This is a genomic window from Bradyrhizobium nitroreducens, assembly GCF_002776695.1.
Classification (GTDB): Bacteria; Pseudomonadota; Alphaproteobacteria; order Rhizobiales; family Xanthobacteraceae; genus Bradyrhizobium; species Bradyrhizobium nitroreducens.
Genome location: NZ_LFJC01000003.1, coordinates 3,740,709 through 3,752,410, shown reverse-complemented (window position 1 = coordinate 3,752,410; position 11,702 = coordinate 3,740,709). Strand labels below are relative to the sequence as shown.

Annotated in this window: 10 protein-coding genes; 3 read left to right on the top strand and 7 right to left on the bottom strand. The window is 64.7% G+C overall.

Annotation, left to right across the window (positions count from 1 at the left end):
* Positions 1 to 96: 96 nt before the first annotated feature.
* Together TSA1_RS18195 and rpoZ are read right to left on the bottom strand one after the other, a co-directional pair.
* On the bottom strand, positions 97 to 2,382 hold the full coding sequence (locus TSA1_RS18195) for a RelA/SpoT family protein (protein WP_100177555.1): 2,286 nt from the start codon (positions 2,380 to 2,382) through the stop codon (positions 97 to 99).
* A 206-nt stretch (positions 2,383 to 2,588) separates the two neighbouring features.
* The gene (rpoZ, locus tag TSA1_RS18190) at positions 2,589 to 2,981 is read right to left on the bottom strand and encodes a DNA-directed RNA polymerase subunit omega (RefSeq protein WP_008133017.1); all 393 of its coding nucleotides are present in this window, start codon (positions 2,979 to 2,981) and stop codon (positions 2,589 to 2,591) included.
* Positions 2,982 to 3,311: 330 nt separating this feature from the next.
* Between rpoZ and TSA1_RS18185 the strand changes: the two genes are divergently transcribed.
* A complete protein-coding gene (locus tag TSA1_RS18185; protein WP_028135957.1) occupies positions 3,312 to 3,956 on the top strand; it encodes a LabA-like NYN domain-containing protein in 645 nt (214 codons plus the stop codon).
* Complete coding sequence (locus tag TSA1_RS18180; RefSeq protein WP_100177554.1) at positions 3,937 to 4,611, top strand: uracil-DNA glycosylase; 675 nt, start codon at positions 3,937 to 3,939, stop codon at positions 4,609 to 4,611. The genes TSA1_RS18185 and TSA1_RS18180 overlap by 20 nt, the downstream gene beginning before the upstream one ends.
* Here the strand turns inward: TSA1_RS18180 and TSA1_RS18175 are convergent.
* The 4 genes from TSA1_RS18175 to dapA are packed head-to-tail and all read right to left on the bottom strand — an operon-like array spanning position 4,608 to position 7,085.
* Complete coding sequence (locus TSA1_RS18175; protein WP_100177553.1) at positions 4,608 to 5,189, bottom strand: peroxiredoxin; 582 nt, start codon at positions 5,187 to 5,189, stop codon at positions 4,608 to 4,610. The two genes, TSA1_RS18180 and TSA1_RS18175, sit on opposite strands and share 4 nt — an antisense overlap.
* Before the next feature lie 4 nt (positions 5,190 to 5,193).
* Positions 5,194 to 5,667 carry an SsrA-binding protein SmpB gene (gene smpB, locus TSA1_RS18170; RefSeq protein ID WP_027530006.1) on the bottom strand — a complete coding sequence of 158 codons (474 nt, stop codon included), beginning with the start codon at positions 5,665 to 5,667 and terminating at the stop codon, positions 5,194 to 5,196.
* Positions 5,668 to 5,726: 59 nt separating this feature from the next.
* Entirely contained in the window at positions 5,727 to 6,140 is a 414-nt protein-coding gene (gene mscL, locus TSA1_RS18165; RefSeq protein WP_100181195.1) for a large conductance mechanosensitive channel protein MscL, read from the bottom strand.
* 54 nt (positions 6,141 to 6,194) lie between these two features.
* A complete protein-coding gene (dapA, locus tag TSA1_RS18160; RefSeq protein ID WP_100177552.1) occupies positions 6,195 to 7,085 on the bottom strand; it encodes a 4-hydroxy-tetrahydrodipicolinate synthase in 891 nt (296 codons plus the stop codon).
* Between the two features lie 276 nt (positions 7,086 to 7,361).
* On the opposite strand from dapA, the gene TSA1_RS18155 reads away from it, so the two are divergent.
* On the top strand, positions 7,362 to 9,746 hold the full coding sequence (locus TSA1_RS18155; protein ID WP_174719314.1) for a lytic transglycosylase domain-containing protein: 2,385 nt from the start codon (positions 7,362 to 7,364) through the stop codon (positions 9,744 to 9,746).
* A 575-nt stretch (positions 9,747 to 10,321) separates the two neighbouring features.
* On the opposite strand, the gene TSA1_RS18145 is transcribed toward TSA1_RS18155, so the two are convergent.
* A partial coding sequence (locus tag TSA1_RS18145) for a porin (protein ID WP_100181194.1) occupies positions 10,322 to 11,702 on the bottom strand: 1,381 nt, incomplete at its 5' end.

Below are 11,702 nucleotides of genomic sequence, written 5' to 3'. Positions count from 1 at the left end.
CTAGAACTCTCTCAACTTGTCATGCGCGGGCGCGACCCGCGCATCCATCCTCTTCGGAGAGATGGGTTGCCGGGTCTAGCCCGGCAACGACAGAACTTATCCATTAACACGTTCGACCTTGGCGACGACCGCCTTCGCGCGCAGCTGGGCCAGGATCGCGCTCAGATGCTTCAGATCGTAGACTTCGAGATCGATCGTCGTCTCCGTGAAGTCCGGCGAGCGGCGCTGCATGCTGATGTTGTCGATGTTGCCGTCGTGCTCGGCGATCACGGTCGCGATCTGCGCCAGCGCGCCGGGCTCGTTGACGTTCTCGACCTTGATGCGGGCCGGGAAACGCTGCGGCGCGGAGTCCTCGATGTCCCAGCGGACGTCGAGCCAGCGCTCCGGCTCCTCCTCGAAATCCTTCAGCGCCGGCGCCTGGATCGGGTAGATCGTGATCCCCTCGCCCGGCGTGACGATGCCGACGATGCGGTCTCCGGGCACGGCGCCGCCGTTCGGCGCGAACTTGATCGGCAGATCGGAATTGATGCCGCGGATCGGAATCGCGACCGGGCTGCGCGGCGGCTCCGAGGACTTCTCCTTGAGCTTGGCGGCAAGTCCCTTCTTCGCGCCGTAGCGCGCGATGCGCTCCTCCTTGTAGTCGGGATACATCGCGCGCGCGACGTGGGAGGCCTTGATCTCGCCGCGCCCCACGGCCGCCATCACGTCCTCGATCGACGTCCGCGCGAGCCGCGGCAGCGCGCCCTTGAGCTTGTCGTCGGCATATTCGATCTTGGCGCGCTCGAACAGGCGTTCCACGATGCGCCGTCCGAGGCCAGCATATTGATCGCGCACCGCAGTCCGCGTGGCGCGGCGGATCGCGGCGCGCGCCTTGCCGGTGACCGCAAGCGTTTCCCAGGCCGAGGGCGGCGCCGATTGCGCTTCCGAGGTCAGCACCTCGACCTCGTCGCCGTTCTGCAGCTCCGAGGACAGCGGCGCGAACTGGCCGTTGATCTTGCAGCCGACAGCGCTGTTGCCGACGTCGGTGTGCACGGCATAGGCGAAGTCGATCACGTTGGCATGGCGCGGCAGCGCGATCAGCTTGCCCTTCGGGGTGAAGCAGAACACCTGGTCGTGGAACAGCTCGAGCTTGGTGTGCTCGAGGAATTCCTCCGGATTGGCGCTCTCCGAGAGGATGCCGATGGTGTGGCGCAGCCAGGCGAAGGCGTTGGATTCGCGCTTGAGGAATTCGGTCGGCGAGCCGACGCCCTCTTTGTAGAACACATGCGCGGCGATGCCGCGCTCGGCGATCTGGTCCATCGCCTCGGTGCGGATCTGCAGCTCGACGCGCTGGTTGCCGGGGCCGATCACCGTGGTGTGGATCGAGCGATAGTCGTTCTGCTTCGGCGTCGAGATGTAGTCCTTGAAGCGCCCCGGCACGACCGGCCAGGTGGTGTGGACGATGCCGAGCGCGCGGTAGCAGGCCTCGATGTCGTTGACGACGAGGCGGAAGCCGAAGATGTCGGACAATTGCTCGAAGCCGACCGACTTGCGCTCCATCTTGGTCCAGATCGAGAACGGCTTCTTGCGGCGGCCATAGACCCGCGCGCCCAAGCCCCGGTGGCGCAGGTTGTTGGAGAGCTGGTCCTCGATCTCGCCGATCAGATTACGGTTGCGCTCGGCGAGCGCATCGAGGCGCTGCATCACGACCGAATAGGCTTCGGGATCGAGGGTGCGGAAGGACAGATCCTCCAGCTCCTCGCGCATTTCCTGCATGCCCATGCGCCCGGCGAGCGGCGCATAGATGTCGAGCGTCTCCTCGGCGATGCGCCTGCGCGATTCCGTCGGCACGAAGTCCAGCGTGCGCATGTTGTGCAGACGGTCGGCGAGCTTGACCAGAAGCACACGGACATCATCGGCAATGGCCAGCAACAATTTGCGCAGATTCTCGGCCTGCTTGGCCTCCCGCGACACCAGCTCCAGCCGCTTCAGCTTGGTCAGGCCCTCGACCAGCGCGCCGATCTCCGGCCCGAAGATCTGGTCGATCTCGGCCCGCGTCGCTTCGGTATCCTCGATGGTGTCGTGGAGCAGCGCGGCCACGATGGTGGCGTCGTCGAGCTTGAGGTCGGTGAGAATCGCCGCCACTTCGAGCGGGTGCGAGAAATACGGATCGCCCGAGGCCCGGGTCTGCGAGCCATGCGCCTTCATGGCGTAGACATAGGCGCGGTTCAGCAGGTCTTCGTTGGTGTTGGGATTGTAGGACCTGACGCGCTCGACGAGGTCATATTGACGCATCATGCGCGCGCGCGGCTTGGCCGGGCGCGCGACCGGCGCAGTCGGGGCCACGGCAACCGATTCGGTTGCGGCCTGCATCTGCGTGGATCTGCGACGCCGATATACCATGCCGTCCTGCCTTCAAACGAGCCCGCGGCGGCCCGTTGTATACATCTTAGCTCCGATCGCGCTCGTGTCCGATCAATTCAGTGACAGGACACGTCGCCAACCGACAACGCTATGGTAACCACGAAAACGTCAACAAAAGCAAAGGCCCGAACAACGGTTCGGGCCTTTGATAAGATCACAAGAAATCGACGATCGCGACTGACGATTTACTCGTCTTCCTCGGGCTGCTCCTCGGGCGGGGCGAGGCCTTCGAGACCCTTCAGGAGCTCCTCTTCGGTCATGCGTTCGACGGCGACTTCGGTATCGTCCGCATCGACGCTTGCACCCGCGGAACCGATCAGCGGCACCGTGTCCGGCTCGGGCTCGTCGACCTCGACGAACTTCTGGAGCGAGTGCACCAGCTCCTCGCGGAGGTCCTCCGGCGAAATGGTCGTGTCGGCAATTTCGCGCAAAGACACAACAGGGTTCTTGTCGTTATCGCGGTCAACCGTTAGTTGTGAACCGGACGAAATCATGCGGGCACGGTGGGCGGCCAGCAGGACCAAGTCAAACCGGTTGTCGACCTTGTCGATACAATCTTCTACGGTGACGCGAGCCATGGACTGTCGCTCCGTTGTGGGTGGGACGAAATATGTGGATGATTGGGGCTAGTTATAGGGGTCAGGCCAATTTCGCAAGGCCAATTTGTGATTTGGCCTCGCCAAACGGCTCTGCTACCCCCACATTGGGGCTGGGGTGGGTAGTTTCCCGGGCTGCCATTGAGGGCGGCGCTGGGTTTATGCAAGTCCGTCATAACTATACCTTGATTGCCCCGACTTCTCCGGATTTGCGGTTTCGACGGGTCTCAGCGGCACTTTAGAAATGCGCGGCTTGCTGTCGCCGCGCCAACAATAAAACGATCAATCACGAACACTACGCGAGCAAACTGAATGTCACCTTCTCCTACCAACAAGATCGCGCTCTTCATCGACGGGGCCAATCTCTACGCGACGGCGAAAACTCTGGGCTTCGACATCGATTACAAGCGCCTGCTGAAGGAGTTTCAGGGCCGCGGGACGCTGCTCCGGGCGTTCTACTACACCGCCATCATCGAGGATCAGGAATACTCCTCGATCCGCCCGCTGATCGACTGGCTGGACTACAACGGCTACACCGTCGTCACCAAGGCGACCAAGGAATTCATCGACGCCTCCGGCCGCCGCAAGGTCAAGGGCAACATGGACATCGAGCTCGCCGTCGACGCCATGGAGCTCGCCGAGCACATCGATCAGATGGTGCTGTTCTCCGGTGACGGCGACTTCCGCTCCCTGGTCGAGGCCGTGCAGCGCCGCGGCGTCCGGGTCACGGTGATCTCCACCATCGCCAGCCAGCCGCCGATGATCGCCGACGAGCTGCGCCGCCAGGCCGACGTCTTCACCGACCTCGTCGAGCTGCAGTCCAAGCTTGGCCGCGATCCGTCCGAACGGCCCGCCCCGCGCGACCGCGGCGAGCGCGAGGCCCGCCACCACGCTCCGCAGTTCCTCCAGCGCGCAACCACGATGGCGCCGAGGGGCGATGACGACTTCGAGGAGTGAGGCGGCCCGGCCAAGCCGCCAGCCCCCCACCCTCGTTCCCGACCGCGATTGTCCGCTATGTCCGCGCCTGGTTGCCTTTCGCGCGGCAAACCGTGCACGCGAGCCCTTGTGGCACAATGCGCCGGTTGCGCCGTTCGGCGACATCAAGGCGCGCCTTCTGATCGTCGGCCTCGCGCCGGGGATGCAGGGCGCCAACCGCACCGGCCGCCCCTTCACCGGCGATTATGCAGGCGATCTGCTTTACGCCACGCTGCTCGAATACGGCTTTGCCAAGGGCAGCTATCAGGCGCGGCCCGATGACGGTCTGAAGCTGGTGGACTGCCGGATCGCCAACGCAGTGCATTGCGTCCCGCCGCAAAACAAGCCGCTGCCGGTCGAGATCAATACCTGCCGGCAGTTTCTGGTCGCCAATCTCGAGACGATGCCGAAGCTGCGCGCGATCATCGCGCTCGGACGGATTGCGCACGACAGCGTGCTCAAGCCGCTGAAGCTGAAGGCTTCCCAAGCCCCCTTCGGCCATGGCGCCGTGCACCAGGCCGGCGCGTTCAAGCTCTACGACAGCTATCACTGCTCGCGCTACAACACGAACACCGGCGTGCTGACGCCGGACATGTTCCGCTCGGTGTTCGCGAAGGTGAAGGCGGACCTCGATTAGGCTTTCGCGGGATTGGCCTTCAGCCAGTCCAGGACGTCGCCGGCATTCCGGTCCGGCGGAAACACCGGATAGAACACGTGCGTGATGCGGGCGTCGTCGATAACAAGCGCGAGGCGCTTGATCAGCGTCAGGCCCGCGACCTCCATGGTCGGCAGCTTCAGCGCGCGCGTGAGCGCCAGCTTCTCGTCCGACAGCACAGGGAACGGCAGATGCAGCCGTGAGGCCATCTCGGTCTGGTAGTCGTTGCTCTGGGTCGAGAGCCCGAAGACGTGGGCGGCGCCGGCAGCCTTCAGCTCGGCGAACAGATCGCGAAACGCACAGGTCTGCGGCGTGCAACCGCGCGCCCCCGGGATCATGTCCCAATCGTCGACCAACGCGATCTTGCCGGGCTCGCCGGTGCGCGGATAGGCGAACACCACGGTCCGGCCGCGCAGGGCCGACAGCGTCACCGAGGTGTCGTTGGTCGCCAGCAGGCCGATCGGCGGCACCACCATGCCGGTGAGATGCGCGGCCGCGCCGTCATCGGCGGGGGCGGGAATCCGGCTCCAATCGACCTCGAGCAGGTTCCGCTGGGTCATCTCGTCAGCCCCTCGCCCGCATCAGGCGGCCCTTCTCGCGGCTCCAATCCCGCTTCTTCTCGGTCTCGCGCTTGTCGTGCAGCTTCTTGCCCTTTGCAACCGCGAGCTGCAATTTGGCGCGACCACGCTCGTTGAAATAGAGCTTGAGCGGGATCAGCGTCATGCCTTCGCGGTCGACCGCGCCCATCAGCTTGTTGATCTGCCGGCGATGCAGCAACAGCTTTCGCGGCCGCTTGGGCTCGTGATTGAAGCGGTTTCCTTGCAGATATTCCGGAATGGTGGCGTTGATCAGCCAGATCTCACCGTCCTTGGAATCGGCATAGGATTCCGCGATCGTGCTCTTGCCGTTGCGGATCGACTTGACCTCGGTTCCGGTCAGCGCAATGCCCGCCTCGATCGTATCCTCGATCGCATAGTTGAAGCGGGCCTTGCGATTTTCCGCCATGACCTTGATTGGACGTTCGTTTTTATCGGCCATGGTGGACAAACCTGAGGAAGATGCAGGCGTAAGCTAGCAGTCTGGTTGAAGCGCGCGCGTCACTTCTTGAGGAGATCGCGGATCTCGGTCAGCAGCACGACCTCGGCCGACGGCTTCGGCGGCTCCGCGGGCTTCGTCTCTTCCTTCCGCTTCAGCGTGTTCATGGCGCGGATGACCAGGAACAACACGAAGGCGACGATGATGAAGTTGATCGTCAGCGTCAGGAAGCTGCCGTAAGCAAGTACGGCGCCTTGCTTTTTCGCATCCGCTAAGTTGGTGGCTGTCACCGCCTTCGACAAGGGGGCGAAGTAGTTCGAGAAGTCGAGGCCACCGGTCGCGGCACCGATGAGCGGCATGATGATGTCACCGACCAGCGACGTGACGATGGCACCGAAGGCTGCGCCGATGATGACGCCGACCGCGAGATCGACGACGTTGCCCTTCATGGCGAACTCACGGAACTCCGTGAGCATCTTCCTGCCCTTCTCGTCGGCGCTCATGACCGGGCTCCCCGCAAAGCTGGCGCGTCAGTTGATCAGGCCAGCGTGCACCATGGCGCTGCGAACCGCAACACGGGTCGGCTCGGAAACCGGCACCATCGGCAAGCGCAGCGTCTCGTCCAGCTTGCCGAGCAGCGACATCGCGTACTTGATCGGCGCCGGATTGCTCTCGATGAAGAGGTTGTTGTGCAGCGGCATCAGCTTGTCGTGGATCGCGAGGGCTGCCTTGGCGTCGCCCTTTGCCCAGGCGGCGTGGAACTCGGCACACAGGCGCGGCGCGACGTTCGAGGTCACCGAGATGCAGCCGTGGCCGCCATGGGCCATGTAGCCGATGATGGTGGCATCCTCGCCCGAGAGCTGATTGAAGTCCTCGCCCATCGCTGCACGCTGCTGCGACACGCGGACCATGCTCGCGGTGGCGTCCTTGACGCCGGCGATGTTCTTCAGCTCCCACAGCCGCTTCATGGTGTCGACCGACATGTCGATCACCGAGCGCGGCGGGATGTTGTAGATGATGATCGGAATACCGATGGCGTCGTTGATCGCCTTGAAGTGCTGGTACATGCCTTCCTGGGTCGGCTTGTTGTAGTACGGCGTCACCACCAGCACGGCATCCGCGCCCGCCTTCTCGGCGTGCTGGGCGAGCTCGATCGCCTCCTTGGTCGAGTTGGAGCCGGCGCCGGCAACGACCGGCACGCGGCCCTTGGCCTCCTCGATGCACCACTCGACCACCTTCTTGTGCTCGTCATGGCTGAGCGTCGGGCTCTCGCCGGTGGTGCCGACCGGGACGAGGCCATTGGTGCCTTCGGACATCTGCCAATTGACCAGCGAGCGGAACGCCGCCTCGTCCAGCGAGCCGTTTTTGAACGGGGTAACCAAGGCGGTGAACGATCCCCGGAATTTCGTCTTGGCGGCCATGGACTTTCTCCGTACGCGGCTATTCGAGCAAGCACCCTTCATATCGAGTCTGGCCCGCCGGTAAAAGGTCCGCAGCCCTGTGACGCACCGTTTAGGCCGCGATTTCGCCGTGGTGGTGGTGCAAATCGGTCCGAGGTAAGCGGCTGTTGGTATTTTGTCCGCATATTCAATCAAATACAGCTAGATCTTGAGCCACTTGACTGATTCGGGGCGACGAAACCCGTGACCTCATTCCCTCGTGCCGCCTGGCGATCCACTGGCCTCGTCCTGTGCCTGATGGCAGGGCTGTCGGTTGGCGGCGGCGTTTTGGCCAAGTCCAATGAGACGGCTGCGGAGACCGCCAAGGACACAGCAAAGCCCGCCACCAAGGACGCAGCGAAGGGTTCGTCCAAGGGAGTCAGCAAGGGAGCCAGCAAGGACGCAACCAAGGGCGCGAGCAAGGCCACCACGGCAGCCCCCGCCAAGGACGCCGCGAAGAAGCCGGCCAAGGATAGCGTCAAGGACACCAGCAAGAGTACCGGCAAAGACGCCGCGAAGGACAAGCCCAGGCCTGCCGCGGCGGCGCCTGCGCCGAAATCACACCCGACCGCCAGCAGTTCGCCGCCGAAACCGGTCCCCGCGCCGGCCGCGACGGCGACCGTCAGACCTTCCGCCCCTGCCCCGCGCCCCGTCGCGGCCCCCGTACTGGCGCCGGCGACGCGCCAGCATGCCGCGCCGCGCAAGCCGGTCGTCCCGGCTGCGGTTGCCGCGACGTCGTCGACGTCGCAGGGCGACAAGGAGACCCTGGAGAGCGTCATTGAGCTGGTGCGCAAGCGCAAGGCGGGCGACGCCACCAATGCCGCGGCCGGCATCTCCGATCCGGTTGCGCGAAAACTCGCGGAATGGATCATCCTGCGCAGCGAGGACAATGGCGCGACCGTGGAGCGCTACCGCGCCTTCCTCTCCGCCAATCCGAGCTGGCCGTCGCAGACCTTCCTGCGCCGGCGCCTCGAAGCTGCGATGTGGGACGACAGGCGCGACGAGTCCGTGGCGTGGTCGTGGTTCGAGAGCGAGTCGCCAATCTCCGCCAAGGGCCGCTTCACGCTCGCCAGGGCGATGCTGGCGCGCGGCGACCGCGCCAACGCCGAGCGGCTGGTGCGCGAGGCCTGGCGCAGCGATCCTATGTCGGAGGAGACCGAGAACAACGCGCTCGACCAGTTCGGTGCGCTGCTGACGGCGGGCGACCAGAAGGCGCGGATGGACACCCTGCTCTACGGCAGCGAGACCGAGGCCGCGATGCGCGCCGCAAAGCGCCTCGGCGCCGGCTATGTCGCGCTGGCCAAGGCCCGCATCGCCGCCGTCAAGAAAGCGCCCAACGCGCGCGCGCTGCTCGATGCGGTGCCGCGCGAGCTGCACAGCGATCCCGGCTTCATCTTCAGCAAGATCCAGTTGCTGCGCCGCGAGGAGAAGTTCGCGGAAGCGGCGCAGCTGATGCTGTCCGCGCCGAAGGATCCGGGCCGCCTCCACAATCTCGACGAATGGTGGATCGAGCGACGCCTGCTGGCGCGCAAGATGATCGACACCGAAGAATTCCGCAGCGCCTATCTGATCGCGCGCGACGCCGCGCTGCCTTCGCGCGACATCTACAAGACCGAGCAGGAGTTCACGGCCGGTTGGATCGCGCTGCGCTTCCTCAACGATCCCGCCGCCGCCGCTCAGCATTTTGCCCGCATCGGCGTCGGCAGCGTCAATCCGACCGCGCTGGCACGCGCCGGCTATTGGCAGGGCCGCGCCGCGGAAGCCATGGGCCGCCAGCAGGAGGCTCGCAACGCCTATGCGCGCGCGGCCGAACAGTCGACCAGCTATTACGGCCAGCTCGCGCGCGCCAAGCTCGGGCTGCCGCAAATCGAGCTCAACAGCCAGCCGCGCAGCCGCGGCGCCGAACGCCTCGAGATCGTGCGTGCCGCCCAGCTGCTCTACGAACTCGACGAGCGCGAGATGGCGATCCCGCTGCTGGCCGACATGGGCGAGAACGGCGATCCCGAGGCGCTAGCCGGCCTCGGCGAGCTCACCCAGCGCTACAACGATGCGCGCGGCATGCTGCTGCTCGGCAAGGCCGCGCTCAATCGCGGCCTGCCCTTCGACTTCTACGCCTATCCCGTCAACGGCATTCCCCAATTCACGCCGATCGGCCCCGAGGTCGAGCGCAGCATCGTCTACGCGATCGCCCGGCAGGAAAGCGCGTTCAACCCATCGGTGGTCTCGCCGGCACAGGCCTACGGGCTGATGCAGGTGACGCCGGACGCCGCGCGCTATGTCTGCAAGCGGCATGGCGCGACCTACGATCTCGGGCGGCTGAAGAACGATTCGGTCTACAACGCCACGCTCGGCTCGGCCGAGCTCGGCGGGCTGCTCGAGGATTACCGCGGCTCCTACATCATGACCTTTGCCGCCTACAATGCCGGCCGCGGCAGCGTGAAGAAATGGATCGACCGCTATGGCGATCCGCGCGATCCCAAGGTCGATGCGGTCGACTGGGTCGAGCTGATTCCGTTCTCGGAGACGCGCAATTACGTGCAGCGGATCATGGAGAACCTTCAGGTCTACCGCGCCCGCTTCGGCGGCGGCACGCGCCTGCAGATCGAGGCCGATTTGCGCCGCGGCGCCGGCAGCGTGGAATAGCGCCCCCTCCCTGGAGAGGAACCAGGCCACCTCGATCATCAGATACGTCTGGATTGAGCATGAGGGTCGATACGCTCTCTGGAAGCAGCGTCTCCGGGATAGGAATCTGCCGTCCCAAGCAACAAGAAAAGGAGGAAAGCCATCAAGACGTTGATGTCCGCTCTTGCTCTTGTCTCCCTGTCGATCGGGCCGTCGAGCGCCGCTCCGATCAAGGTCGCAGCCCAGACCGGCAACGGCTCGGGTCGCGGTCCATGGGTCGGATGCTCACTGCCCGGTGCCGCGTCCAGAACTGCAGAAACGTTCTCGGCTTCAAGACCTTCTTCGAATGCCAAAGCAACAGGATGGAGCGGGGCTGGACCAGCGTCGAGAGCTCCTACCACTGCCGGGCCCTGGACTTGAGATAAGGCCGGTCCGATTCACAACGCGAAAGGCCGCCTCGATGGGCGGCCTTTTTTCGCATCGAGGGCCACCGCTCTCCTCCTCCTTGGACAGGACCTGTCGCCTCTCGATCGCCCAAAAGAAAAGCCCCGGCGGTTTCCCGCCGGGGCTCTCTAGATCAGGTCGTTAGACCGAGCTTACCAGTTGCGCTGAGCGCGGAGGAGCAGGGTGATGGTGTCCTGATCCTTCAGCTCGTACACAGCGGCCGGCTTGGCCGTCGTGCCGGAACCAACGTAGGCAACGGTGCCCGAGTACTTCTGGTCGAGATGGGTCCAGTTGACGTCGGCCGAGAAGGTCAGGTTCTTGACCGGGGTCCAACGGGTGATCAGACCGATCTGGGCGATCGCGAAGTCAGGGTTACAACCCGTGACACCGGCGAGGCCGCCGAACACGCCGCCAGCACCGCCAGCGCCGCAGAGGGTGGTCTTAGCCAGCGTGCCGTACTGGGCCTGAGCGTAGGCACCGTACAGCGCCGAGTTCCAGTAGGGATCCCAGTTGTGCGTGTAAGCACCACGGAAGCCCCAGGTCTTGACGGTTTCCTGCGCACCGCCCGTGATGAACACGGTGTCCGGAGCGATGGCGAAGCCGACGCTCTGGTAGGCAATGCCGGAGCTGCCGAACATCGAGTAGCTGCCGCCCGCCAGGTTCTGGAAGTTGTAGCGGGACGCGCCGTCGGTGTAGACGCCCTGGATGTTGATCGTGTCACCCGCGCCGGTCGGGATGTTCTTGATCGACAGAGCGAGCTGCACAGCCCAACCCCACTTGTCGTCCGGATGACCGGTCGGCTCGGTGGCGCCGTAGTAGGCAACGTGGTTGTCATGCGCAGCGACCGACGCCTGGAACAGGCCCCAAGCCTGGTCGACACGGACCATACCAACGAGGTTCGGCGAACGCGAACCGCCGATGGCGTTGGAGCCGTACGAACCACCGATCATGCCAGCCGCAGTCGCGCCGCTCATGTTCAGGTTGCCGGCCTGGTAGTAGGCCGTCGCGTCTTCAGCCGAGAAGGCCGCCGTCACGCCCTGACCGAAGTCAGCGGTGTAGGTGAACTGGTTGACACCAGTGACCGTGCCGCTGCCGCCGACGAGGCTGTCGAAGTTGTTGCCGGGATAGTTGGTCCAGGGCGCGTCGAACTGCGACACGGCCTTACCCATCGTGAAGCCAGCGAACTGGATGAAGGCGTAGTACACGCCGAGCGAACCGGCCGAGGTGTTGCCGTCAGTGCCGTTGACCGACGAACCAACGAGAGCCGGGGTGGCGCCGGAGGTGTTGAGAGCCAGCGTGCCGCTGTAGGCGGTCGCGCCGGTCGCGCTGCCGGTGCCGGCGTAGTTGCCGGTGGTCCAGGAGAACACGCCGTCGAAGAAGGTACGGACGACGCCGTACTCGGTCGCGGTGCGCGTGTCGATGTTGAGATCTTCACGAGCGCGCATGGTGTAGTAGTTCGTCAGACGGTTGCGCGCGCCGTTGTTCGACGTGAGCTGGCCGCTGAAGTCCGAGTTGGTGTTCAGCGCGACTTCA

Excerpts from the sequence above, each read along its gene's own strand:
- TSA1_RS18195 (WP_100177555.1), bottom strand. The coding sequence starts at position 2,382 with ATGGTATATCGGCGTCGCAGATCCACGCAGATGCAGGCCGCAACCGAA.
- rpoZ (WP_008133017.1), bottom strand. The coding sequence starts at position 2,981 with ATGGCTCGCGTCACCGTAGAAGATTGTATCGACAAGGTCGACAACCGG.
- TSA1_RS18185 (WP_028135957.1), top strand. The coding sequence starts at position 3,312 with ATGTCACCTTCTCCTACCAACAAGATCGCGCTCTTCATCGACGGGGCC.
- TSA1_RS18180 (WP_100177554.1), top strand. The coding sequence starts at position 3,937 with ATGACGACTTCGAGGAGTGAGGCGGCCCGGCCAAGCCGCCAGCCCCCC.
- TSA1_RS18175 (WP_100177553.1), bottom strand. The coding sequence starts at position 5,189 with ATGACCCAGCGGAACCTGCTCGAGGTCGATTGGAGCCGGATTCCCGCC.
- smpB (WP_027530006.1), bottom strand. The coding sequence starts at position 5,667 with ATGGCCGATAAAAACGAACGTCCAATCAAGGTCATGGCGGAAAATCGC.
- mscL (WP_100181195.1), bottom strand. The coding sequence starts at position 6,140 with ATGCTCACGGAGTTCCGTGAGTTCGCCATGAAGGGCAACGTCGTCGAT.
- dapA (WP_100177552.1), bottom strand. The coding sequence starts at position 7,085 with ATGGCCGCCAAGACGAAATTCCGGGGATCGTTCACCGCCTTGGTTACC.
- TSA1_RS18155 (WP_174719314.1), top strand. The coding sequence starts at position 7,362 with ATGGCAGGGCTGTCGGTTGGCGGCGGCGTTTTGGCCAAGTCCAATGAG.